Below are 23,784 nucleotides of genomic sequence, written 5' to 3' on the forward strand. Positions count from 1 at the left end.
TAAATTCATAAGTTAAAATTCGGAATCTCTCTCCCCTTCTAATCCTAACTTGATGTACATCTCTCTAGAATATCCTTGCAGCTTCTGTTCCAATGCCTGAGCCTGATCTTTAAAGGCCGTCAGTTCACGTATCATACGCGAGCGCCCAGCAGGGCTGAATGTCTCATGAATTCGTTCTTTGAAATAGTCATGAACGATATGATTTCGCTGTTTCCAAACTTCTTTAAGCTGTAGCGTTTCTTCTTCGGAAAAAGGAAAGTAATGTTGTATTTCCTGAACTAGCTGTCCTAAAGAGCTGCTCAGTTTTCGTTGATACAATTGTGCAATATCCTCTTCCGACAGTACTTTACCCTTTGACAACTTGATGAGCATCAGCAAATTAGCCAACTGCTGCTCCAATGCCTGGGAGTAGTATACTGCCAATCCGAAATAGGCAAACAGCTCTTTGGAGTGGTCACTGTCCAGCAGTCTTGTTTGTTTCATGTTTTCCTCCTGTTAGATAAGCTGCCTTTTTCGTCTTCATCTTTCCTTCTCTTTATGGTATAGGAAGATTCATCCTTCATCAACCTGATTTTCTATTAAATTCCGTTGCATCCTTCGCACATGCTGCTTTTATATAGATGATTCCTAATACTACGGTGTATACCAAAGCATAGGTAAGCGCTATCACGCTAATCCATAACCGTCGTTCATCTGCATGCATCAGCATATCGATGATGAGTGACACTGGAGGTAGAAGGTACGCAATGAACACAAAACCATGTGGGAGGGAATCTGTAATGGATAAACCGGCTATGGAGAGTACGACAAGAACAAGCAACATACCAACAGCCCTACCATGGTTCTCCATCCATCCAGACTGAAAAAAGAGCGCAATTGTAGATCCTAGCCAAGCTAGAAATACATGTGCTAAGAGTGCTAGACAAAATCGAACAAACCCAACTGGCTCGGCAAACATGTGGGTCGCCATCGGATAGATTACACATAGTATACTTACAACCAAACTCATCATGATAAGAACAGAATACTGTGTAAAAAAGAACGTTCTCGCACGCCCCGTATGTAATATAAGCAGACTGATCTGCTGCCCCCGATCATGATTAAGATAATTCAAGCTAAGCCATGCAAATCCTATGAACAGCAGCGTAGAAGTAACAGCATAACTATCCAGGACAGGACTCGGTCTATAGGAGTATAACAACATAACGGTTATGATTATAAACGCAATAGGTGCGAAATATTTATAAGAACGTGTATAGCTTGCTAATAAGTATCGTAGAAGCTGCCAATTTAGCATATGTTCTCCCCCTGTCGCAGGGAGATCACAGAACCGCCATGGGTCAATATGAACATCAAAAATGTATCTGAGAATTGTCTATCAATGACTACTTCAGAAGGTGAACCTCTCGAGATCCAGTATAGAAAACCATTTTTCGTCTCCAATTCCACCATCGATTCTGGTGAAATACCATAAAACCTCAATCTGCTTTCCACATTCGCTTCGGCACATTCATGTATAGCGTCACGTATGACTCTCCCTTGCTTCATAACGACCACTCGATCTGCCAGACTTGCCGTCAGAAGTGGCTCGTGTACTGACATAACAATAGCAGTTCCTTGTTGCTTAACTTCACGCAGAACAGCAATCATATCATGCTGAGAAGTTTCATCCAGCCCGGATAAAGGTTCATCCAGCATAAGCAAGTCCGGCTTTGCAAGCATGGCTTGCATCAGATTTACTTTTTGTAACATACCTTTGGAGAAGAGATTCATACTGCGCTCAGCATGTTCCTGCATATGGAACAGGGATAACATACCCGATATCATTGTAAGGGCATCCGCTGTTCTCATTCCTTGTATCCTAGCCATATGTAATAAGTATTGTGCTGGGGAGAATCTTAAAGTTGGGAATTTCTCAGGAACATAACCAATCTGTAGATGGCTAGGTATTATGACTCTCTTACCGTGAGATGGATTAGCCAGTCCAGCAACAATATGTAGAAAAGTGCTCTTACCCGCTCCATTTCTTCCCGTTACTGCTACACATTCTCCTCTACTAATGTGCCAGGACACCTCTGAGAGTGCCACATGCTGTCCGTATTGTTTACTCACATGATCTAAAACAATGAGTTCCTCCATCTTTATCTTCCCGCCTCTATAACCAATCTTTTAGCACATTGTACCTTTAAATTCCAAATTAATACAAGCCCTCGTTACTTATATGTAAAAAAGCCGCCCACGGCTAATCCATGATCGGCTTCCACTCAATCCATTGATTTACTTCCATCAATTCAACAAACTTGACTAGCCTAGGTATTAATGGCTCCGCCGCTTCCCCAAATTCAACTTGCAGAGACATTGCAATGTCAGAGATGGAGTGTTGACCATCGCATCTCATAGCCACTGCCGCACCCAGATCATCAAGCTTTACTTTAATCATAGCCGGCTGATTTAAAAAGCGAACAGCTTGTCGTTCAATCCATGATTGCCTTGGAACGAATACAATCACATAATCATTTCCTTGCTCGATTGTCAATCCTTCCTTTAGTAGAGGAACCATATGAAGCAGGTTCTGATCTTCTGCATTTTTGTTACCTCTTATAAATCTCACTGTGCTCACTCCTTACTGTTTAACACTTGCTTCTCTTTACTAGCTAGCGTCCCCCAGGTCAAGATCATCGTAACCATGAAGAATATCAGAAGTGGTAGCCAGTTATTCTCAAATCGTGTATTCACCGGAATATTTACATTCATCCAGATTAACACAGCGATGATGACTCCGATTAACGACTCACCGGCAATAAGCCCCGAAGCAAGAAGCGTTCCTGTTTCTACGCGCGCTCTGAGCTTCGCTTCATTCTTACGGGACAATTTCTCAATCAACCAGCGTACAAGGCCCCCGACCATAATTGGTGTACTCACATGTATAGGTAAATAAATACCTACTGCAACGGTTAAGGAGTTAAGTCCGAGCAGTTCGAATACGATGGCCGAGGCTGCACCGATAAAGATTAATTCCCAAGGGAGATTACCGGCCATGATCCCCTCTACAATAATTCGCATCAATACCGCTTTAGGCGCTGGGAGATCTTCCGAGCCTAAACCGTAACTTTCATTCAAAACAGACAGAATGAATCCGATCACCAGACCCGATACGAGTACGCCGATCATCATAGCCACCTGCTGTTTCCACGGAGTACCACCTACCAAATATCCAGTCTTTAAATCCTGTGAGATGTCACCGGATACCGCAAGTGCAACACACACGATTGCCCCAACTGTTAACGATGCAACCATACCGGTCATTCCCGTTAGACCTGTCAATTTGAACACAAAAGTAACGATCAACAGCGTCGCTATTGTCATACCGGATACCGGTGAAGAGGAACTTCCGACAAGCCCCACGATACGAGATGCTACGGTTACAAACAGAAAGCCGAATATAGCTATCGCGATTGCACCAACAATCCCCACATCCGTAAGTGGAGAGAATCCAATAATTACAATCAGTACAGCAATCATCGTAAAGACCCATACTCCAGGAATATCAAGATCTGTTCGGTCCAGTGATATCTTGCTGTTATCCTTTTTTTGCAAACCACGAAGGGTTGCTGTTAAGGAACTGAATAGCATAGGAAGTGTCTTCACAAGTGTGATTAACCCTCCAGCGGCTACGGCTCCTGCACCAATATAACGAATGTAATCACTCCATATTCCCCATGCATCCAGCTTCCCAATTGGAGTGATTGAAGGTGCCACGATATCTGCACTCCCAAATCCAATAAAACCAATGACCGGAATGAGAACAAGCCAAGCAAGAACGCCACCCGCAAGCATTTGCCCTGCAATTCGGGGACCAATAATGTAACCGACACCTAATAATGCCGGGAATATATCCATCCCAATGACTGCATTTTTAAATTTGAATACAGAGCTTTCGATTTCGGTTCGGAACCATTTAAACCCATCACCCATCGCTTTCACTGCTCCACCTATTACAAAGCCATACACGACCATGGTTGCACTTTTTCCTCCAGTGTCCCCAGACATAAGCACTTCAGCACATGCAGTTCCTTCTGGATAAGGAAGTGTCGCATGTTCATTCACAATGAGGAGTCTGCGAAGGGGAACCATCATGGCCACGCCAAGAAATCCCCCTACAAGTACAATAAAGCTAATGGTCGCCATAGAAGGAATGTGATTCCACATATACAATGCAGGCAGTGTAAATATAGCACCTGCAGCAACCGCTTCACCTGCCGTCGTCATCGTCTGTACGATATTGTTCTCGAGAATTGATTTTCTTCGAAAGATTCCCCTTAATACACCTAATGATATGACCGCTGCTGGAATCGACGCACTAACCGTCAGACCAATTTTCAATCCCAGGTAGGCGTTAGCTGCAGCAAAAATAACTGCAAGAACAACCCCAAGTACAACAGCAAACGCAGTTAACTCCGCCATTGATTTCGAGGCAGGTATGTACGGAACGAACCCTACAGGGTTGTCCTTCCCATTTTGGTCTTGCATTTCGTTCTCTCCTCTCTAAGCTATGATTCAGTGTTCGTACCAATCCATCATTATCATTGTTCGTATAAAGGGACCAAAATATGATTTCATTTCAAAACAAAAAAAGCCTGCTGATTGCATGACCGTTTGGGCCATCTATTCAGCAGGCTTTATTATGAAGAAAGCGTATGACTACGCTACACAGTACATTGCACGGAACACCTCGACACATTTTCTGCATGCTGCAGCACACTGTTTACAATGATCCTGCGCATGTCTCTCGCACTCAGCAGCACATGATTCACACATCTTCATGCATAGTTCAGCAATTTCAGAAGCATATGGACTCATTCTTGTCATCGCTTCTGCCGTAAATGTACATATTTCTGCACATTCCCGAGTTAGGGTTATACAGTCACGTAACATAGCCAAATCATATTCTTTTAGACAAGATATGTAACATACATTACTAGCATTCATGGCTTGAAGACATGCATCGATACAATCTTGATATTGAAGTTCATTATACATTGCATTTTCCTCCTAGACAGGTTTTTGCTCTGTTATGGTATTAAACCATTGACTACATAATGAACCAAGTAATATGTATATGACGTCATAAGAAAGCTCGTCCTTTTATTACCACCAACATCTCTACTGCGAAATCGATTGTTGATCCAATAAGACAAGACGATCGTGAAGCCATAACTTGTTGAAATGTTCACCAATAAATACGACTACATCCGGACGATCACCTTGAGGATTGATTTTCATAAAATCGGATTCTCGGTAAGCGTATTGAAATAAGAAGCGACTAGCGGTGTCACTAAAGGTTAGAATCCCCTTCGCCCGATATATATCTCTTGGAAGGTCTGCAATGAATGCTTCAAAATCATGGCTATGAACAGGCCCCTGAAAATAATAAGTGTATGACATCACATGCTCATGTGTATGATGCGTATGATGATCATTTTCATGTCTATGCTCACTTTCATGCGTCGTATTGTCTGTTTCATCATGCACTTTCACATAACGATGATGATCTAATTCTCCTTCTAATAGGAGTTCTGGATCTACATTGCAACGGACCGCTGGAATCAATGGGGCAAAAGAATTCCACCCTCTTACAATTCGAGAACTTTCTTGTTGCTGTTCCTCAGAAATTCGATCTATTTTGTTCATAATCAACAAGGAAGCACAGCGGATTTGCTCTTGCATTAATCGATAGGTTTTTCCTTTCTGCTCTGCGTGCAAATGAAGTAAATGAGCGGAATCTACAACCGTAATTACATTTTTCACATCGATTTTAATATATAAAGATGCCTCCGCGACAGCATCCAAAATCTCCATAGGATTCGCTGCGCCCGTAGCTTCAATCACAATCACATCAGGCTTCTCTTTCTGAATGAGCATCGCCAGCTCCGATGTGAGGTCCGCACGGATCGAACAACATATACAGCCGCTTAACATTTCTGCTGTTGGAACATCTTGCCCTGTAATCATTCCTTCGATATTGACCTCACCAATCTCATTCATCACAATGGCTGGCCTTAATCCTTTTGCTTTCCAGTAGGTAATCATTCTTGTTAAGAGTGTTGTTTTCCCACTACCTAAGAAACCTGATAAAATATATATTGGAGTAACTTCATTGTTCATATGTATCGTCCTCTCTCTAACGTTCCTCTGTTAGCGAGTTTACTACACAGAGCTTTTACCAGCAAGGTAGGCATGCTTATAGGAGCGTCACAAAAAGATCAATTTGCTTAAAAGACAGGAGTTGTTCATGATATGAATGCTGTTGAAGAACATCGATTAACAAGCCCGCAGCAGGTATCCTGCTTCGTTGTAACTGTGTCTGATACGAGAACAGTAGATACTGATGAAAGTGGTCCCTTGATGAGAACCATGCTTGAGCAATCAGGATATCACGTTGTGGACTACCGGATTGTGCAAGATGATTACGAGCTAATCCGTGAACTCATTCACGAAGCATCTAGCAACCCAGAAGTGGATGCCCTTCTTTTATCAGGCGGAACAGGTATTTCGAGCCGTGACTGCACTTATGAAGCGGTCTCCTCCCTGCTCGATAAAGAATTAACGGGATTTGGCGAAATTTTTCGTTTGTTAAGTTATGAAGAGATTGGACCTGCTGCAATCTTAAGCCGAGCTATCGGCGGTACGGTTAGCAGAACAGCCGTCTTTTCAATGCCTGGGTCACGGAATGCTGTACGCTTAGTAATGGACAAGATCCTATTGCCTGAATTACGTCATGTCGTACGCGAACTAAACAAGCAGCCCTAGAATGATATGCTAAAAAAAAGACGAGCGCCGAACAGAATCGTTAACGCTCGTCTTTTTACTGTTATTCCGTAATGATTTGCATCGAGTTTGATCGGCGCGGTACATGTTGCAACACTTTCAAGGCCACCTGATTCACTTGTTGGATGTACTGGTCTCGTTTAATCCCTCCAGAGGTGTATACTAACGCTGCCTCTTTTAAACCAATAATCCTGTTATGATTCGTTTTCCCCGTATCATTGATGCCATCAACTCCGTACAATTCCTTCATGGCATTAACTCTTGTCTGCTCGTCAGTAAAAATATATACCGTGAGAAGCTGACTAGAGTCATTATTCATACGGTATTGATACGACATATTACCAGCATTATCTTCTGCATAAGTTTCATTCGTTAATTGAATATTCATGTCCTTAAATAATTGCTGCATGGTATCCAAAAACTGTCCATTTAGCCCAAGTCCCTGTGAATCTGCTGCTTGATTCCCGTCCCGATAGGCTTGCATATTATACTTCCGCATTTCATCCTTAGCTGTGTCTCTGCTGCATCCACTCAATAGAGACGCAAGTAATGATATCGCAAGTATCCCCATTACTGAGCGTTTCACCATCGTACATACCCATCCTTTCCAATCATACATCATGAATAGCAGTATGACTTCCTAGGATTAGGATGCCAGGCAATGAACGTGATTATGCGAATATATTATGCGAATAAGCCTTTTCTTCTTAGAGTGAGATGACACTTCTTCCCATTGCTTCCCCTCTTAAGATACCCGCTAAAATATCCGGAAGCTCATTAAGCGTATGTACATGAATACCTAAGCGTAACGCCGATTCAGGTTTCCATTCATCTGCTAGCTTGGCCCAGATCTCTTGTCTTGTTTCCATCCTGCAAAAGACAGAATCAATACCGAGCAGCTTCACTCCTCTAAGAATGAACGGATATACTGTAGCTTCGAATTGCCCCCCTCCCGTTAGGCCGGATAAAGCAATCGCTCCATCATACTTAACACGTTTCAATAAAGAACTTAACTGAGTACCACCAACCGGGTCTATTACTGCAGCCCATTGCTCTGATGACAGCACACCTTTCGATTCGGCTGCAGCTTCTTCTCTTGTCACTACAGAACTAGCACCGATTGACTTCAACCACTCACCTTGAGTAGAAGCTTTTCCTGTAGATGCTATAACATCAAACCCTAGCTTGGACAATATAGAAATTGCAAAGCTTCCTACGCCGCCTGTAGCGCCTGTCACAAGTACCGGACCATCCTCTGGCTTAATCCCATTCCGAAGCAGGCTTGCTACGGACAGAGCAGCTGTAAATCCTGCTGTGCCGATTCCCATGGCTTCTTTATGCGTAAGTCCTTCCGGTAATGGTAGTAACCATTCTCCCCTTAGCCGTGCGTACTGACTGTACCCTCCTTCATGAGTGACACCTACCTCGTATCCGGTACAAAGAACCTGATCACCAGGCTTGTAAGAAGGATGCGTCGATTCCACAACAGTTCCAGCTAGATCGATGCCCGGGATAAATGGATAACGCTTCACAATTTTTCCTTCTGGAGTACTTGCAAGACCATCCTTATAATTGACACCGCTGTACAGGACTTTAACGATTACATCCCCTTCTGGGAGTTGATCCAATCCCCAAGCTTCAACGCCGCTGCGAAACCCTTGATGATCATTCCTAACTACAAACGCATCAAATATGACGTCTTTCTTCATATTCATATCTATACCCCTTCCCTTCATCCTTCTATGATAAATCTAATGAATCAGTGCCGCTATTAAAAATGTCCAAGCTGAACCTGTAGCATGTTTTGTCGTCTCCTGCGGTTTCCCGAGAAATAATGCGTGAGCAGCCTATCAAAAATGGCAGGTCATGAGATATACCTCTTGACCTGCCATTCGTTTATTGGAGTTTCAATATCATGAAACTTACAATCCAGCGCTACTCTTCGTTACTTTCTCCTTGATGCTCTTCCAAGTAGTCAGCGATCAGCTTTTGTTTCATGTCCCATACTTTCTCACTCAAATTCACACGATAAATTTCTGGGTTGAGCTTTCTCAAGTATTCGGGCCAGAATTGTTTCAGCTGAAGATTGTGGTACTCACGAATTTCTTGCAACGTCGGAAGCTGATATACCAATTCTCCGTTCTCATAGATCGGTTCAAGCATCGATACAGCCTCGAAATCACGTACGTTTTTACGCATATAAGGATGAAGTGGATTAAACAACTTCAATTTACCCGATTCAGGTGGCATTTTCTCTTCTGGGAAGCTGATATAGTCAGCAATTGCCTTTCCACTCCCTTTAGACACGATACGGTAAACATTCTTTTTACCTGGAGTGGATACCTTCTCAGGATTACCTGAGATCTTGATTGTAGGAACCATTACACCGTCCACTTCACGTTCAACCAGCTTATATACCCCGCCTAGTGCAGGTTGATCTGCTGCTGTAATGAGCTGGGTTCCAACACCCCACGTATCGATGCGAGCCCCTTGTGCTTTCAGATCCAATATGGTTCCTTCATCCAAATCGTTCGATGCTACAATCTTAACGTAATCTAGACCTGCATCGTCAAGCATTTTACGAGCTTGAATCGACAAATATGCGAGATCACCACTGTCGAGTCGAATGGCATTCATTCGTTTACCCTGAGCTTCTAGCTTCTTCGCTGTATTGATTGCATGAGGCACGCCGCTTTCCAACGTATCAAATGTATCTACCAGCAGTGTAACTTGATCAGGCATGACTTTTGCAAATATATCAAAAGCTTCTTGCTCATTATGAAATGTCTGAACCCAAGAATGAGCATGTGTTCCCTTCGTAGGAATTCCAAACATTTCACCAGCAAGCATGTTCGAGGTTGCATGGAAACCAGCGATATACGCTGCTCTTGCCCCCCAAACCGCTGCATCGGCTTCTTGAGCACGGCGCGTACCAAACTCCAACAATATATCATTTGGAGCTACTTGACGAATCCGTGAAGCTTTTGTAGCTATTAAAGTTTGAAAATTCATAAAGTTAAGTATCGCTGTTTCAACAAGCTGAGTTTCAAATATCGTACCTTCCACACGGATCAAGGGCTCATTCGGAAATACAAGTGCCCCTTCCTTCATAGCATGAATATTCCCTCTGAATCGGAACCCACGTAGTTCTTCCAAAAATGCTTGGTCGTAATTCTCCTCCTGCTTAGCAAGGTATGCAATATTATCTTCAGTAAAATGGAGGTTCTCAATATAATTTACGATTCGTTCAAGGCCAGCAAAAACCGCGTAACCATTACCGAAAGGAAGTTTTCGGAAATAAGCCTCAAACACGGCCTTTGTATGATGGGAACCATTGATCCAGTGTGCGTACATCATATTAATCTGATATTTATCTGTATGTAAAGCGAGTCCTGCTGTCAACATCATGATCCTCCTCCTGTCACTCGGCTAAGAAGCCGAATGCTTCAAAGCTGTCATTTATCTCCACTTCGAACAACCGCTGCACCAAGACTACCCTTAAAATGACCGAGCGCCCAGTGATGTCCCTCCGGATTAAAGCTTGCTACAGCATCTTCATATATCTTGAGGGAATATCCACGGTTATATGCGTCAACAGCTGTGTGAAGTACACAAATATCAGTGCAGACCCCGATCAGATGAATCTCCCGAATGCCACGCTCTCTCAACTTTACGTCAAGATCCGTGCCACAGAATGCACTATAACGTGTCTTATCCATCCAATAAATCTTATCCTTACGGGACTCGTATACTTCTTGAAGCTCTCCGTAAAGTTGACGTCCTCGTGTACCCCGAATATTATGTGGAGGAAATAACTTGGCCTCAGGATGAAATGGATCTTCCTTCTCATGCAAATCTACCGCCATTACAACGAAGTCACCCTGATCAACATACGCTTTCGTTAACTCGGCTACGGTATGTTGAATTTCTACAGCAGGCTCTCCAACAGGTAAATTGCCGTCTACAAAATCATTCGTAAAATCAACAACAATCAATGCTTTCACTTGCATCTCACTCCCTTTGATATAAGTTATTATTAAACATTATCATTAGGTATAAATCGAAAGCAGTGGAGCGTGGTCTGTAAAACGGTACAACTGAGCAGGTCGCTGCGAGTATTGATTGGAGTTCAATAGTTTACCGTCCTTATCCCGCACTTCTTCCAGAATGCCTTGCCGGCTACGGGTTGAAGTGATCTTACGAATGAAGTTCGGCTCTTTAAATTCAGGCACTACGGTCTGGATCACCTGATATAATTCACTCAGTGTAAAATGCTCAGGTAAGAACTGTTTGGCAATCGTTGTCTGAAGCATCTGATGTTGAATTTTTCGATACGCATCAAGAATGATCTCTCTGTGGTCGAAGGCAAGTTCAAGCTCTTCTAGTGCTTCATCGATGGTAAACAACCCCACCTCTTCGGCATCATCAGCCGCCTGTCTATGTTCCAGCATCCATTCTTCTACAAGAGCATAGAATGCCTGACTAATAATCCATCCCCTCGGATCGCGACCAGGAGTGCTGTAAACACCTAGGTATTCCAGATGACCCCCATCTACACCTGTCTCTTCCTTCAGCTCACGCTTCGCTGCATCATAAATAGACTCACTCTCACGGCAAAATCCACCCGGTAAAGCCCACATACCGGCGCATGGCCATGATCTGCGCCGAATCAGCATGACTTTAAGCTCTCGAATAGGAAGTGTCTTCGTCACCGTCTTACGTTCCCGCTTCGTCAGTGTAAACATGACGATATCTGCAGGAACTCCATCCGGTGTTCTGTATTTCTTGATGTTAGTCATCGGCTTCTGTTCATTATCCGTCATATTCATCACCATTTATTTTCGTTTTGATAATATCATTATGACATATTGATTCTCGATGTCAAGTTGTTACTGTTGTTATTTCTCTATATTATTCAATTTAAACGCCATCCTTACTAGCGCAACAGAAAAGGCGCGGAAATTAATCCGCACCTTTGCTTTAACCGCAGCTGCTCGGTGGAGTGTCTTTACCGGTCTCTACGTTTACTTTTTGTGAAACAGTATCGTGAATAACGGATACGACCAACTGTAGCAAATAGTTAATATCACTTTGGCTTTGTTGGAACTCAACGACAAGTGGGATTCCATCAATCTCGTCTTGGAGCTCTTCGATTTCACGTTCAATTTTTGCAACCATGTCTTTATTCTGGAACGTCTCAAATGCAACGATTTCCTTTTGCTTTTTCTTAATCGTCTTAATTAAGTCTTGAACACGCTCGTGATTTCGAATTTTCTCTTCCGCTTGTTGGAACATTTTCACTTCTTCACTTGTGGAGATCAGTTCAGCAAGTTCTCCTGCTTTTGCCATGATGTCTTCGCGAATAATCAAATCACGCGTATTGAATGTCGGCATTCCATATTTATTTACACGACCCTGCTCCTGTGTCACGTTCATCGCTCCCAATTATTCATAATGAAAACCATATGAGTTAAACCGCGTCTATCGCCACGCTCGGATCTGTAATCATATCACCTTTAATGTACCAGGTCATCGGATCTGTAATCCTTACATGTACAAAGCTGCCTATTAAATCTGCAGATCCTTCAAAATGAACCAGCTTGTTAGAACGAGTCCGTCCAGACAGCATGGAATCATTGTTCTTGCTAACCCCTTCAACTAGAACCTCTACGGTTCTACCTAGCATACGGTCATTACTCTTGCGACTCTGCTCGTTGATGAGTGCATTCAAGCGCTGAAGGCGTTCACTCTTCACTTCCATTGGAACGTTATCTTCCATCACTGCTGCCGGTGTACCCTCACGCGGTGAATAAATGTAGGTGTAAGCAAAATCATAGCCTACTTCCCGAACCAATGAGAGTGTTTCCTCGAACTGCTCGTCCGTCTCACCAGGGAAACCGACGATGAAGTCGCTCGTCAATACAACGTCTGGAATCGCTTTTTTGATTTTCTGAGCCAGCTCAAGATACGCTTCACGAGTATACTTACGACTCATCTTCTTCAATACTTGACTGCTGCCCGACTGAACTGGAAGATGGATGTGCTCCACCAGATTTCCACCCTTCGCCAAGACCTCGATCAAATGATCATCGAAATCCCTTGGATGAGAAGTGGTGAATCGAACACGCGGAATATCAATCTTGTGGATATCATCCATCAAGTTTGCAAATGTGTATTTTATGTCTGTAAAATCCTTACCATAAGCGTTCACGTTCTGACCCAGAAGTGTAATCTCTTTAAAGCCTTGGCGTGCTAGCTCTCTTACTTCTGCAATAACATCCTCTGGTCTGCGGCTACGCTCCTTGCCTCGTGTGAATGGAACAATACAATACGTACAGAATTTATCACATCCGTACATAATGTTGACCCAACCCCGCAATCCTTCACGCTTCTTAGGCAAATTCTCAACAATGTCGCCTTCTTTAGACCACACCTCAACAACCATTTCCTTGCTGAAGAGCGCTTCTTGGATCAGATGTGGAAGACGGTGAATATTGTGCGTACCAAACACCAGATCTACGAATCCGTGTTTTGATAATATCCGTTTAACGACGCCCTCTTCCTGTGACATACAGCCACACACACCAAGCAACATATCCGGTTTCTCGGTCTTCAAATGCTTCAAATGACCCAACTCACCGAACACTTTGTCTTCTGCATTCTCACGAATTGCACATGTGTTCAGCAAAATAATATCGGCTTCCATTCGGTCTTCTGTAGGTTTATAGCCCATCTGTTCAAGCATACCCTTGATCGTCTCTGAATCATGTTCATTCATCTGACAACCAAATGTGTATACAAGATAGAACTTTCCTAATCCGATGGTCTTGAATTCCTCCGGTAAAGCCGTATCATACAGGACTTGAACATCCTGCTTACCGCGTTGTTTCTCTTGTCTATGGTTAGGCTCCGATAGAATGTTGATTTCCCGTCCCCGGATTCGAATTCTCTTACCATTCTCGTCCTCAGACAAAATCTTGGCATCCGAAAAATCAAAATACTTGGAGTAGTCCTTCTGTTCTTTGGACATTCGCTCGGTCACTCCTTAAAATCTGCAATAAATCCATGCTTATTTCACAAAACCTGCCATATAGGCACTGCCTCTAATTATATCATGATCTTTCATCGTAGGCTACTGTCACACGATTGACTCTATTTATTTCTATTAGGTATAGCAAAAAGAGCCAGCCACTGGTAGATCCAGTAGCTGACTCTTGAATAAAATCCAAATTAATCAACGATTTCTGCAGTATCTCCTGTTTTGGCACCAGCAGCATTCGCTTCATCCGTATCAATGTGCATATCCAGTGCAAAGCTATCAGATACACGTGCAATGACATTTTCAAGCACAAGACCACGCTCTCCGCCAAGACGTACTTTCAGCATTTGCTTGTCTTTAATGCCCCACTTCTCAGCATCGGAAGTATGGAAGTGAATGTGACGAGCTGCCACAATAACACCTTCATCTACAGTTACTTCGCCAGCAGGACCCTTGATTGTTACACCTGGTGTGCCTTCGATGTTACCAGATTCGCGAACAGGTGCCTTAACACCAATCGCAAAAGAGTCTGTACGGGAGATTTCCAGCTGAGTTGCAGGACGAGCTGGTCCCAAAATTCTGACTTTATCGAATTGTCCTTTCGTACCGATCACAGCCACTGTTTCGTTAGCTGCGAATTGTCCTGGTTGGGACAATGGTTTGAATTCAGTTAACTGATAACCAGGTCCGAACAATGCTTCAATATGTTCTTGAGTTAAGTGAATATGGCGGGCCGAAACACCCACAGGTACAGTTTTACTCATGTGTCTCACTCCTTGTATTCTCTATAAGCTGTACATGCCAACACCTATTATACTCCCTATTACCCAAAAATAAAAAGGCAGTACGGATTTCCCGCCTGCCTTAATTGATTTTATTTGAATTCTGCTACAAGATTGTCAAATTGTTCAGGTGTTAATTCGAGCTCTTGATGAGCGAGAGGTGTATCCTTAAATCCAGAAATTTGATTCTCATAACTCTTACGGCTTTTATCTTGATAGATTAATCCTGTAACAAGTCCATTCGTTTCCATTAGTTTCGTCATTGCACTAATTCGATTGGAGGAATCGTATTCAGGGAAGCTGTCCAAATTAACAATATTCTCTTTAAACCACTCATACGTGTTCACTTTGTTAAACGTAACACATGGGCTGAATACATTAATGATCGAGAAGCCTTCATGTTTAATCCCTTCCTCGATTAGAGCAGTCAGCTGTTTAATGTCACTGGAGAACGACTGAGCCACAAATGTAGCTCCCGCTGAAAGTGCAAGTTCGAGCGGTGACAGTGTCGTCTCAATTGACCCTTCAGGCGTACTCTTCGTAACAAAGCCTTCTGCGCTTCTTGGTGAGGTCTGGCCTTTTGTTAAACCATAGATCTGGTTGTCCATTACAATGTATGTAATGTTAATGTTTCTGCGGATCGCATGAATGGTATGACCCATACCGATAGCGAATCCATCGCCATCTCCTCCTGAAGCAATAACCGTCAGATCGCGGTTGGCGAGTTTCACACCTTGTGCAATGGGTAGAGCCCGTCCATGAATACTATGAACGCCGTAAGCGTGAATATAACCAGATATCCGACCCGAGCAGCCAATACCTGAGATGACAGCCAGCTGATCCGGTTCTAATCCACAGCTGGAAGCAGCACGCTGAATGGCAGCTTGAATGGAGAAGTCACCGCAGCCAGGACACCAGTTCGGTTTGACATTGTTTCTAAAATCTTTAAACGTAGCCATCTTTATACCAGCTCCTTGCTGTCGACATAGACACTTTTACATTCGTTGTAAATAATGGATGGCAGGAACGGGTTCCCGTCATATTTAAGTACACTGCTTAGCTTTTCATTTCCACCTACATTCAGCTTTATCAGGTTAGCAAGCTGCGCAGTCGCGTTATTTTCAACCACAATCACTTGTCTTGCTCCCTCTATATACGGCTTAATCTCTTCTGCAGGGAATGGGTGCAGCAAGCGTACAGTTACGTGATTCGTGCTAATTCCATCACGTTCAAGCTGCTCTCTTGCCTGATCAATCGTTCCGCCCGTGGAACCCATACCGATAATCAGAAGATCCGGATTCTCATATGGAGCGACTGCCAAGATTGGATTGGTCACAACCACATGATTCAACTTACCAAGGCGTTTATCCATCATTTTCTTACGGTTGTCTGCGGACTCCGATGGACGTCCAGTTTCATCGTGCTCAACACCTGTCACATGATGAATTCCGTTTTTGACACCTGGTAGAACACGTGGAGATACTCCGTCATCAGTCAATTCATATCTTTTGAATAGAGCCTTGTCCTCTTGAGCAGGTACATCGCTGACAAGATTTCCACGATTAATAACAATGCGGTTGTAATCCAGTGGTTCACAGGACTGTTTACCAAGCGACAATTGCAGGTCTGTTACAACGATGACTGGCACTTGGTACTGCTCAGACAAATTAAAAGCTTCGATCGTATCATAGAAGCACTCCTCAATAGAGCTTGGGGCTAGTACAATTTTGGGAATTTCGCCGTGAGTGCCGTGAATCATTGCATTAATATCGCTCTGCTCTTGCTTCGTCGGAAGACCCGTACTTGGACCACCACGCTGGGTATCCACAATAACGACTGGCGTCTCTGTCATACCTGCAAGGCCAATGGCCTCCATCATAAGTGACAAGCCTGGTCCAGCAGATGCCGTCATCGTACGAACACCGGCATAGTTGGCACCAATCGCCATCGTTACAGCAGCGATTTCGTCTTCTGTCTGCACGACAGTTCCACCGAATTTAGGTAGTTTTTTGATCAAATATTCCATAATTTCGGAAGCAGGTGTAATCGGGTAGGCACTCATCAATCTGCATCCCGCAGCTACCGCACCCAGACCGATCGCATCATTCCCTATCATAAATAGCTTTTGCTTGCCATCAGCAGGCATAAGCTTGAATTCATCTAACGGGCCACCCGCCAAATCAAGTACATAATCAGCACCACGCTTTACCGCTTCAAGGTTCTTCTCAACTACAGCTGCACCTTTACGACCGAACTCTTCCTCCACAGCGCGATTAAATACGTCTAGCGGTAGTCCAAGCAGCGCCCAAGATGCACCTGAAGCAACCATGTTTTTCATCAAGGATGTTCCGAGCTCCTCAGCTATGGCTGTAATCGGTACAGGAAACAGACGAATGTTTGCACCTTCTGGAACGACAGGAGTAAACTTCGCATCTGCAACAACGACCCCACCTTCACGTAACTCATGGGCATTCAGATCGATACTCTCTTGGTCAAACGCAACAAGGATATCTAAATCATCCGCAATAGACCGAATCGGTTGTGTACTAATACGTATTTTATTATTGGTATGTCCACCTTTAATTCGAGATGAGAAATGTCTATAACCATAAAGGTAATACCCCAGCCGGTTTAAGGCTGTAGAGAAAATACGGTCGGTACTCTCGACTCCTTCGCCCTGTTGTCCCCCGATTTTCCAAGATAATTGACTGATCAAGCTCTCCACTCCCTTTTTTTCTATAACAGCAATAATATTGCATCATCAAGTTCATTTAATCACGATAAAGTTTATCGGCTTAATAGTTAAATATCAAGAAATTTTTTCTATTTAACATTTCATAGATTATATTTTAGTTAAATTCAGAGGCTGTGTCGGCAAATGTTTCTCCAAGAAATTGAAGGCATTCCTTGACATCCAACCTTGAACCAACTGCTCCGGATAGTGCTTTAACAGTGTATTTCCCCACTCTTGATAACGTCGAGGACTCTCTAATCCATCAACCCATTCATCAATTCCATCAAAATCAGACCCGAACATCAAATGCTCCGCTCCTCCAAGAGAGCAGACACGCTCGATATGAGGTAACAGATCTTCAGGCTTCACAGGATGCTTATCACGCTGTATGAACCATGGTACAAACGTCAGTCCGATGAGACCGTCCATTGCAATAATTGCACGAATCTGTTCATCATTCAAGTTGCGAGGGTGCGAACATATCTCAATGGCATTTGAATGAGACGCAATTAACGGCTTCGTAACAAGTTCTGTCAGCTCCCAGAATCCTGCAACAGACAAATGAGATACATCGAGTAAAATGCCGAGTTCATTGCATAATTCAATCATCTCACGTCCTTTGCTTGTAAGTCCACCCCCACGTTTCTCCATTACACCATCTGCAGCCCAATTGGCATGATTCCAAGTCAATCCCATAAACCTTACTCCCAATTCATAACAAAGACGGACATAGAATAGATTCCCTTCTAGCCCGTCCACACCTTCAAGGGATAAAAGCCCCCATCTACGTCCTCCATTTTGCACACTGCTAACCTGTTCACGCCATTTAAGCCATTCCAGATGTCCTGCTTGCACCAATCGGTCACGAAATATATCAATCTGAGCCGTCACACGGTCAAATGAAGCCCGACCGTAACGCTCTGTCAAAAATATAGCAAACACTTGAAGTGCTACGTTCCCTTCTTCCAATGTCTCCATCGTCACATCTAAATTTGGATTCTGGGCAAAGCAAGCTTTTGGATTTTCCCACAGCTTACTCAGTGCATCGCAATGAAAATCTACAACTTTCATCCATCAAACCCCTCTCTTCCATTCCATAGCAAAAAGCCTGTTTACTTAAGATCGGTAAACAGGCTCATCCTCAACATCCCATCATTATCTAGGTTCTACGATTAGCTTTATCGCCGTCCGGTCTTCGCCATCTATCACAATATCCGTAAAAGCAGGTATGCAGATTAAGTCTACCCCGCTTGGTGCTACAAATCCCCTGGCAATGGCTACAGCCTTAACAGCCTGGTTCAGTGCTCCCGCTCCAATTGCTTGTAACTCCGCTCCGCCGCGTTCACGGAGAACTCCTGCCAGTGCACCTGCAACTGAATTTGGATTGGATTTTGCTGAAACTTTTAATACTTCCATGGTAAGTACCTCCCCTGGGAATGTTGAGTGATGGTTTGCTTCCGTTTACTAGATGTTATTCGTGAGGTTGGAAAAGATTCCTTCTTTTTGCCAATCGTTCCTTATTAACTCTTAAACCACAGGCCTCACTTTTAATCCATCCGCCACTCATCTTCATAAAGGCGTATCTTTTCGATTTTTTTTGCTTTGCCGGTCGTATCGTCCAGTTGCACATAAACCGCATGGAAATGCCATTTTCCTTCATCAACCTGAAACCGGGCTGGAAGCTGCGTCTTGAACTTATACAGAACTGCCTCCCGCTGCATCCCTAGAATCCCTTCCTTTGAGCCTACCATTCCCGTATCCGTCAAATAAGCCGTGCCATTCGGCAGAATCGTATCGTCATTACTCTGTACATGTGTATGTGTACCTACAACGATTGAAGCGCGACCATCTAGATGCCACCCCATAGCGATCTTCTCGGATGTAGCTTCCGCATGAAAATCAACCAGAATATGCTTATGCTTTTTGCGAAGCTCGTCTACAATTTCATCTGCCGCTCGAAACGGACAATCAAGTGCAGGTAGAAATGTCCGCCCCATCAAATTGACGATTGCGAGCTCCTTACCGTTCGCTTTAATCAGCGTTGAGCCAAGTCCGGGTGTTCCTGGTGGGTAATTTGCAGGCCTTACCATCCGGGGTTCATGATCAATGAACTCAAAAATATCACGGTTATCCCATGTGTGGTTACCCATCGTTATACCATGAATCCCCCAGTTAAAGAACTCGTTAGCAATCGCGGATGTAATTCCACGTCCAGATGCTGCATTCTCTCCGTTAGCAATAATAATATGTGGGTTATATTTAGATTTCAGTTCTGGTAATGATGCTTTAAGCGCCTTTCGACCTGTACTTCCAACAATATCTCCGATGAATAAAACGTTGATGTCAATCCACTCCTCTAATCGCTTACAAATTGTTTATGAAAGATAAAAAGTGGCCAAGAAGCGGCCACTTTTTATCTAGGACATTATTTCGCGTAATCAACCGCTCTTGTTTCACGGATGACGGTGACTTTGATATGACCAGGATAGTCCAGTTCATTCTCAATAGTTTTGGTAATGTCACGCGCCAGGCGGAAAGCTTCGGCATCATCGATCTTATCAGGTTGTACCATAACACGAACTTCACGTCCGGCTTGAATAGCGTATGATTTCTCAACACCTTCAAAGGATTCGGTAATCGCTTCGAGCTTCTCAAGACGTTTAATATATGTCTCCAGCGTTTCTCTACGAGCTCCAGGTCTTGCTGCGGATAATGCGTCAGCAGCACCTACGAGCATTGCGATAACTGAAGTTGCTTCACAATCACCATGGTGGGAAGCGATACTGTTGATGACCACCGGATGTTCTTTATACTTTTTCGCCAGCTCCACGCCGATTTCAACGTGCGAACCTTCCACTTCGTGATCCAGCGCTTTACCGATGTCATGCAACAATCCGGCACGTTTCGCCAAGGTGATGTCTTCTCCAAGCTCTCCAGCCATCAGACCCGTTAGATAAGCTACTTCCATCGAATGCTTAAGCACATTTTGACCATAGCTTGTACGGAACTTCAAGCGGCCCAGGATTTTGATCAAATCCGGATGTAGTCCGTGAACACCAACCTCAAAGGTTGCTTGCTCTCCGTACTCGCGAATACGCTCGTCCACTTCTTTACGGGACTTCTCAACCATCTCTTCGATACGCGCCGGATGAATTCGACCATCCGCAACCAATTTCTCCAATGCTGTTCGGGCGATTTCTCGGCGAATCGGATCGAAGCCTGACAGAATAACTGCTTCCGGAGTATCATCGATAATGAGGTCAATCCCTGTAAGGGTTTCAAGCGCACGGATGTTACGTCCTTCACGGCCAATAATTCGGCCCTTCATTTCTTCATTCGGCAGTGTAACGACGGAAACCGTCGTCTCTGCAACATGGTCTGCTGCACAACGCTGAATGGCAAGCGTAATAATTTCACGCGATTTCTTATCTGCTTCTTCCTTCGCTTGTTGCTCAAGCTCTTTAATCATTTGTGCAGTTTCATGGCGAACTTCCTGCTCTACATTACTCAAAATGATGCTTCTCGCATCCTCCATGGTCAGATTGGAGATACGCTCCAGCTCTGTTACCTGGTTTTTGTAAATTAAATCAATCTGTTGCTGGGTTTCTTCAATTCGTTTCTCTTTGTTCGCCACTTGTTCTTCTTTACGTTCCAAAGATTCTAATTTTTTATCCAGCGATTCTTCCTTTTGCAACAATCTGCGTTCTTGTCGTTGAATTTCATTCCGACGCTCGCGAGTGTCTTTGTCAGCCTCGGCTCGAATTTTGTGGACTTCATCCTTAGCTTCGAGAACCGTTTCTTTTTTCAGTGCCTCTGCTTCCTTTTTCGCGTTTTCTACGATTTGGACAGCAGCATGCTCAGCACTGGAAATTTTAGCTTCTGCAAGGTTTTTGCGAATAAAATAACCGAACCCAAAGAATATAGCGGCAACGAAGAGAACGATTATGATCCAGATCAAGGTCTCCATCTGTTCACCTCCTCGTTGGTTCCTCCAAGGCATTCCTTGGGATGTTCAATTGTCATGTCACTCTAGCTTCATTCATACATAAAATTTCGGCAGCTTCGTCTACCGTCAACATTGCGCATGTAACCATACGCATAGCCCGCCTTTCGGCAGATTACATTTCACTATGAATTGGCAAATCATGAATCTTTCATATAAGTAACTTTTTTGGAAGGAAAAAGGCACCTGTACATGATAAAGATTCATTTTCATTTTAGTATTTATGAAAAGATATTGTCAAGGGAAAGCAATGGTTAATGACCATGTTCATCCAAATATGATTCTATTAATACCATAATAATCCATTTTTGATTATTCAAACACTTCTAACTCTTCTAGAGAATTTTCAGCCTCTTTATCCTCAGTTATTAATTTATAGATTACTTTACGCACTTGTTCTCCTGTAAAGCCCCGACGCATTAAGAAAGCCCCTGTCTTACGTTTGCGCTCAAGTGCATCTCCTTTGATCTGCTGCCACTTCTTCTTTCCTATCAAATATGCACTATAAAATTCATCCTCTTCATTCACTTCATTTAAAGCATCTACGATAAGTTCACTATCAATGCCCTTCTGTCGAAGCTCCTGCCGCACCCACATGCGTCCCTTCTTCTGCTTCGTAATCCGCTGTTCAGCCCATTGCTTAGCATAAAGCTCATCATCAACTAAACGTTCCTGCTGTAGACGCTCTATCGTCTTCTCGATCCCGTCAGCAGTCATTCCCTTCTGACTAAGACGCTGCGCGATCTCCTTCTCCGTTCGGGGCTTTCGTTCCAAGAAACGTAGTGCCTCCACATAAGCTTGCTGTCGTTCATCAGCAACAACAATCTCCTCTAGCTCTTCCTTCTGGAACACACTACCCTTCATCAATCGATATTTGATCATGATATCTTCATGAACGGACATGCTATATTGCCCAAATCTAATCAGGTAACAATGCTTAGGTTTTCGCATCATCTCAACGGAGGTGATCACTAAGTCCTGGTCATTCGGAAAAAGAGATATTCCTCTTGACTCCTCGTCTTCTATTGAAGACTGTTGATCATTGTGTATGTCCATAAAATCCCCTCCTGCTACACTCATTCTTACAATTATAACACTTTCCGATCAGATCTAGATTGTAAAGAAGACCGTTTGGTGTAATAACTAACACCAAACGGTCTATCAGATACCGCTAAATATACTATAAATTATTCAGCTTTAAACAGTTCTTGTTCTTCTTGTTCTTCCTTAAGCTTTTCACTTTCACTAGCCTCAGGTACATTAGTTGACAGATTGCTTGCCTCACGGATTTTCCGCTCGATAACATCAGCAATCTCCGGATGCTCCTTCAGGAATTGCTTAGCATTTTCACGGCCCTGACCCAAACGTTCACCTGTAAAGGAATACCACGCGCCACTCTTATCAACGATATCTAGTTCTGTACCGATATCAATCAGGCTGCCTTCTTTCGAAATGCCTTCTCCATACATAATATCGATTTCAGCTTGTTTAAAAGGAGGTGCTACCTTATTCTTGACGACTTTGACACGTGTACGGTTACCTACCACGTCATTCCCCATCTTGATGCTCTCAATACGACGAACATCCAAACGAACCGTTGAATAGAACTTCAACGCACGGCCACCCGGGGTTGTTTCTGGGTTACCAAACATTACACCAACCTTCTCACGAAGCTGGTTGATAAAGATAGCAATCGTCTTCGATTTGCTGATTGCCCCTGACAATTTACGAAGTGCTTGAGACATCAAACGAGCTTGTAGACCTACGTGAGAGTCACCCATGTCACCTTCGATCTCCGCTTTCGGAACAAGCGCTGCTACCGAGTCAATAACGATAATATCGACAGCACCACTGCGTACTAACGCTTCTGCAATCTCAAGAGCCTGTTCACCCGTATCTGGCTGAGACAGCAACAGCTCATCAATGTTAACACCTAGTTTGCTCGCGTAAGCAGGGTCTAGAGCATGCTCCGCATCGATAAATGCAGCTTGTCCACCCACTCTTTGAACTTCGGCCACAGCATGGAGTGCTACGGTAGTCTTACCGGAAGATTCAGGTCCATAGACTTCAATGATCCGGCCTTTCGGAAGACCGCCTGTTCCTAATGCTATATCCAATGCCAAAGATCCGCTCGGCACGATTTCGACTTGCATGTGAGTTGATTCACCCAACTTCATAATTGAACCTTTACCGAACTGTTTCTCTATCTGACGAAGCGCCATATCCAGCGCAGCACGACGATCTGACAATTCTTCCACAACCCTTCAATTGTTGATAGATTAATCATACCTTGTTTCGTTTCGTTTGCCAAGCATTTTTTCGAACATACATTCGTTTTTTTTACTGAAGCATTCCCTCCTTGTTTGAACCGCAGGTGCTCCAGAAACAGCAAAAACCG

24 protein-coding genes are annotated in these 23,784 nt (G+C 43.6%); 1 reads left to right on the top strand and 23 read right to left on the bottom strand.

Going from position 1 to position 23,784, the window contains the following annotated elements:
• Nucleotides 1-12 precede the first annotated feature (12 nt).
• From AC3WJJ_RS09340 to AC3WJJ_RS09370, 7 genes are all read right to left on the bottom strand, one after another.
• On the bottom strand, nucleotides 13-483 hold the full coding sequence (locus tag AC3WJJ_RS09340; protein WP_422657209.1) for a hypothetical protein: 471 nt from the start codon (nucleotides 481-483) through the stop codon (nucleotides 13-15).
• A 79-nt stretch (nucleotides 484-562) separates the two neighbouring features.
• Nucleotides 563-1,297: a hypothetical protein gene (locus tag AC3WJJ_RS09345; RefSeq protein WP_492540003.1), complete on the bottom strand. Its 735-nt coding sequence runs from the start codon at nucleotides 1,295-1,297 to the stop codon at nucleotides 563-565.
• Nucleotides 1,291-2,139, bottom strand: a complete 849-nt coding sequence (locus tag AC3WJJ_RS09350) for an ABC transporter ATP-binding protein (RefSeq protein WP_492540005.1) — start codon at nucleotides 2,137-2,139, stop codon at nucleotides 1,291-1,293. Before AC3WJJ_RS09350 ends, AC3WJJ_RS09345 begins: the two co-directional genes overlap by 7 nt.
• A 103-nt stretch (nucleotides 2,140-2,242) precedes the next feature.
• A complete protein-coding gene (locus tag AC3WJJ_RS09355; protein ID WP_492540007.1) occupies nucleotides 2,243-2,611 on the bottom strand; it encodes a PqqD family peptide modification chaperone in 369 nt (122 codons plus the stop codon).
• Between the two features lie 5 nt (nucleotides 2,612-2,616).
• Nucleotides 2,617-4,530 carry an OPT family oligopeptide transporter gene (locus AC3WJJ_RS09360; protein ID WP_492540009.1) on the bottom strand — a complete coding sequence of 638 codons (1,914 nt, stop codon included), beginning with the start codon at nucleotides 4,528-4,530 and terminating at the stop codon, nucleotides 2,617-2,619.
• Nucleotides 4,531-4,701: 171 nt separating this feature from the next.
• A complete protein-coding gene (locus AC3WJJ_RS09365; protein WP_422657214.1) occupies nucleotides 4,702-5,040 on the bottom strand; it encodes a four-helix bundle copper-binding protein in 339 nt (112 codons plus the stop codon).
• Nucleotides 5,041-5,163: 123 nt separating this feature from the next.
• The gene (locus AC3WJJ_RS09370) at nucleotides 5,164-6,165 is read right to left on the bottom strand and encodes a CobW family GTP-binding protein (protein ID WP_492540012.1); all 1,002 of its coding nucleotides are present in this window, start codon (nucleotides 6,163-6,165) and stop codon (nucleotides 5,164-5,166) included.
• A 132-nt stretch (nucleotides 6,166-6,297) separates the two neighbouring features.
• On the opposite strand from AC3WJJ_RS09370, the gene AC3WJJ_RS09375 reads away from it, so the two are divergent.
• A complete protein-coding gene (locus AC3WJJ_RS09375) occupies nucleotides 6,298-6,810 on the top strand; it encodes a MogA/MoaB family molybdenum cofactor biosynthesis protein (RefSeq protein ID WP_492540014.1) in 513 nt (170 codons plus the stop codon).
• Between the two features lie 61 nt (nucleotides 6,811-6,871).
• Here the strand turns inward: AC3WJJ_RS09375 and AC3WJJ_RS09380 are convergent, their stop codons facing one another.
• The 16 genes from AC3WJJ_RS09380 to recA all read right to left on the bottom strand — a co-directional run bounded on the left by AC3WJJ_RS09380 (nucleotide 6,872) and on the right by recA (nucleotide 23,635).
• Entirely contained in the window at nucleotides 6,872-7,417 is a 546-nt protein-coding gene (locus AC3WJJ_RS09380) for a hypothetical protein (RefSeq protein ID WP_492540015.1), read from the bottom strand.
• 118 nt (nucleotides 7,418-7,535) lie between these two features.
• Nucleotides 7,536-8,537, bottom strand: a complete 1,002-nt coding sequence (locus AC3WJJ_RS09385) for an acrylyl-CoA reductase family protein (RefSeq protein WP_492540017.1) — start codon at nucleotides 8,535-8,537, stop codon at nucleotides 7,536-7,538.
• Nucleotides 8,538-8,763: 226 nt separating this feature from the next.
• Entirely contained in the window at nucleotides 8,764-10,233 is a 1,470-nt protein-coding gene (locus tag AC3WJJ_RS09390; RefSeq protein WP_492541979.1) for a nicotinate phosphoribosyltransferase, read from the bottom strand.
• A 50-nt stretch (nucleotides 10,234-10,283) separates the two neighbouring features.
• Nucleotides 10,284-10,832 (bottom strand): cysteine hydrolase family protein, encoded by a 549-nt coding sequence (locus AC3WJJ_RS09395; RefSeq protein ID WP_492540019.1) that lies wholly within the window; start codon nucleotides 10,830-10,832, stop codon nucleotides 10,284-10,286.
• Nucleotides 10,833-10,877: 45 nt separating this feature from the next.
• Complete coding sequence (locus AC3WJJ_RS09400) at nucleotides 10,878-11,663, bottom strand: NUDIX hydrolase (protein ID WP_492540021.1); 786 nt, start codon at nucleotides 11,661-11,663, stop codon at nucleotides 10,878-10,880.
• A 145-nt stretch (nucleotides 11,664-11,808) separates the two neighbouring features.
• Nucleotides 11,809-12,222: a YlbF/YmcA family competence regulator gene (locus AC3WJJ_RS09405; protein ID WP_492541981.1), complete on the bottom strand. Its 414-nt coding sequence runs from the start codon at nucleotides 12,220-12,222 to the stop codon at nucleotides 11,809-11,811.
• 76 nt (nucleotides 12,223-12,298) lie between these two features.
• Nucleotides 12,299-13,858, bottom strand: coding sequence for a tRNA (N6-isopentenyl adenosine(37)-C2)-methylthiotransferase MiaB (gene miaB, locus AC3WJJ_RS09410; protein ID WP_492540023.1), 1,560 nt, complete (start codon nucleotides 13,856-13,858; stop codon nucleotides 12,299-12,301).
• 200 nt (nucleotides 13,859-14,058) lie between these two features.
• Nucleotides 14,059-14,631, bottom strand: a complete 573-nt coding sequence (pduL, locus tag AC3WJJ_RS09415) for a phosphate propanoyltransferase (protein WP_492540025.1) — start codon at nucleotides 14,629-14,631, stop codon at nucleotides 14,059-14,061.
• Nucleotides 14,632-14,741: 110 nt separating this feature from the next.
• Entirely contained in the window at nucleotides 14,742-15,608 is an 867-nt protein-coding gene (locus tag AC3WJJ_RS09420) for a 2-oxoacid:ferredoxin oxidoreductase subunit beta (RefSeq protein WP_422657222.1), read from the bottom strand.
• A 2-nt stretch (nucleotides 15,609-15,610) separates the two neighbouring features.
• Complete coding sequence (locus tag AC3WJJ_RS09425; RefSeq protein WP_492540027.1) at nucleotides 15,611-17,365, bottom strand: 2-oxoacid:acceptor oxidoreductase subunit alpha; 1,755 nt, start codon at nucleotides 17,363-17,365, stop codon at nucleotides 15,611-15,613.
• Nucleotides 17,366-17,491: 126 nt separating this feature from the next.
• Complete coding sequence (locus AC3WJJ_RS09430; protein WP_492540029.1) at nucleotides 17,492-18,454, bottom strand: dipeptidase; 963 nt, start codon at nucleotides 18,452-18,454, stop codon at nucleotides 17,492-17,494.
• Nucleotides 18,455-18,538: 84 nt separating this feature from the next.
• Nucleotides 18,539-18,799 carry a stage V sporulation protein S gene (locus AC3WJJ_RS09435; RefSeq protein ID WP_054956146.1) on the bottom strand — a complete coding sequence of 87 codons (261 nt, stop codon included), beginning with the start codon at nucleotides 18,797-18,799 and terminating at the stop codon, nucleotides 18,539-18,541.
• 131 nt (nucleotides 18,800-18,930) lie between these two features.
• Complete coding sequence (locus AC3WJJ_RS09440) at nucleotides 18,931-19,725, bottom strand: TIGR00282 family metallophosphoesterase (protein ID WP_492541983.1); 795 nt, start codon at nucleotides 19,723-19,725, stop codon at nucleotides 18,931-18,933.
• 83 nt (nucleotides 19,726-19,808) lie between these two features.
• Nucleotides 19,809-21,350, bottom strand: a complete 1,542-nt coding sequence (gene rny, locus AC3WJJ_RS09445) for a ribonuclease Y (protein ID WP_422657225.1) — start codon at nucleotides 21,348-21,350, stop codon at nucleotides 19,809-19,811.
• Between the two features lie 348 nt (nucleotides 21,351-21,698).
• On the bottom strand, nucleotides 21,699-22,442 hold the full coding sequence (locus AC3WJJ_RS09450) for a regulatory protein RecX (RefSeq protein ID WP_492540032.1): 744 nt from the start codon (nucleotides 22,440-22,442) through the stop codon (nucleotides 21,699-21,701).
• A gap of 131 nt (nucleotides 22,443-22,573) precedes the next feature.
• Nucleotides 22,574-23,635, bottom strand: coding sequence for a recombinase RecA (gene recA, locus AC3WJJ_RS09455; RefSeq protein ID WP_492541985.1), 1,062 nt, complete (start codon nucleotides 23,633-23,635; stop codon nucleotides 22,574-22,576).
• Nucleotides 23,636-23,784: the final 149 nt, after the last annotated feature.

This window comes from Paenibacillus sp. FW507-14B1B, assembly GCF_058781425.1.

Coding starts and splice junctions, on each gene's coding strand:
- AC3WJJ_RS09405 (WP_492541981.1), bottom strand. CDS start 12,222: ATGCCGACATTCAATACGCGTGATTTGATTATTCGCGAAGACATCATG.
- AC3WJJ_RS09430 (WP_492540029.1), bottom strand. CDS start 18,454: ATGAAAGTTGTAGATTTTCATTGCGATGCACTGAGTAAGCTGTGGGAA.
- AC3WJJ_RS09365 (WP_422657214.1), bottom strand. CDS start 5,040: ATGTATAATGAACTTCAATATCAAGATTGTATCGATGCATGTCTTCAA.
- AC3WJJ_RS09340 (WP_422657209.1), bottom strand. CDS start 483: ATGAAACAAACAAGACTGCTGGACAGTGACCACTCCAAAGAGCTGTTT.
- miaB (WP_492540023.1), bottom strand. CDS start 13,858: ATGTCCAAAGAACAGAAGGACTACTCCAAGTATTTTGATTTTTCGGAT.
- AC3WJJ_RS09350 (WP_492540005.1), bottom strand. CDS start 2,139: ATGGAGGAACTCATTGTTTTAGATCATGTGAGTAAACAATACGGACAG.
- AC3WJJ_RS09385 (WP_492540017.1), bottom strand. CDS start 8,537: ATGAAGAAAGACGTCATATTTGATGCGTTTGTAGTTAGGAATGATCAT.
- pduL (WP_492540025.1), bottom strand. CDS start 14,631: ATGAGTAAAACTGTACCTGTGGGTGTTTCGGCCCGCCATATTCACTTA.
- AC3WJJ_RS09370 (WP_492540012.1), bottom strand. CDS start 6,165: ATGAACAATGAAGTTACTCCAATATATATTTTATCAGGTTTCTTAGGT.
- AC3WJJ_RS09420 (WP_422657222.1), bottom strand. CDS start 15,608: ATGGCTACGTTTAAAGATTTTAGAAACAATGTCAAACCGAACTGGTGT.
- AC3WJJ_RS09345 (WP_492540003.1), bottom strand. CDS start 1,297: ATGCTAAATTGGCAGCTTCTACGATACTTATTAGCAAGCTATACACGT.
- AC3WJJ_RS09380 (WP_492540015.1), bottom strand. CDS start 7,417: ATGGTGAAACGCTCAGTAATGGGGATACTTGCGATATCATTACTTGCG.
- rny (WP_422657225.1), bottom strand. CDS start 21,350: ATGGAGACCTTGATCTGGATCATAATCGTTCTCTTCGTTGCCGCTATA.
- AC3WJJ_RS09375 (WP_492540014.1), top strand. CDS start 6,298: ATGAATGCTGTTGAAGAACATCGATTAACAAGCCCGCAGCAGGTATCC.
- AC3WJJ_RS09390 (WP_492541979.1), bottom strand. CDS start 10,233: ATGTTGACAGCAGGACTCGCTTTACATACAGATAAATATCAGATTAAT.
- AC3WJJ_RS09450 (WP_492540032.1), bottom strand. CDS start 22,442: ATGGACATACACAATGATCAACAGTCTTCAATAGAAGACGAGGAGTCA.
- AC3WJJ_RS09360 (WP_492540009.1), bottom strand. CDS start 4,530: ATGCAAGACCAAAATGGGAAGGACAACCCTGTAGGGTTCGTTCCGTAC.
- AC3WJJ_RS09400 (WP_492540021.1), bottom strand. CDS start 11,663: ATGGTGATGAATATGACGGATAATGAACAGAAGCCGATGACTAACATC.
- AC3WJJ_RS09435 (WP_054956146.1), bottom strand. CDS start 18,799: ATGGAAGTATTAAAAGTTTCAGCAAAATCCAATCCAAATTCAGTTGCA.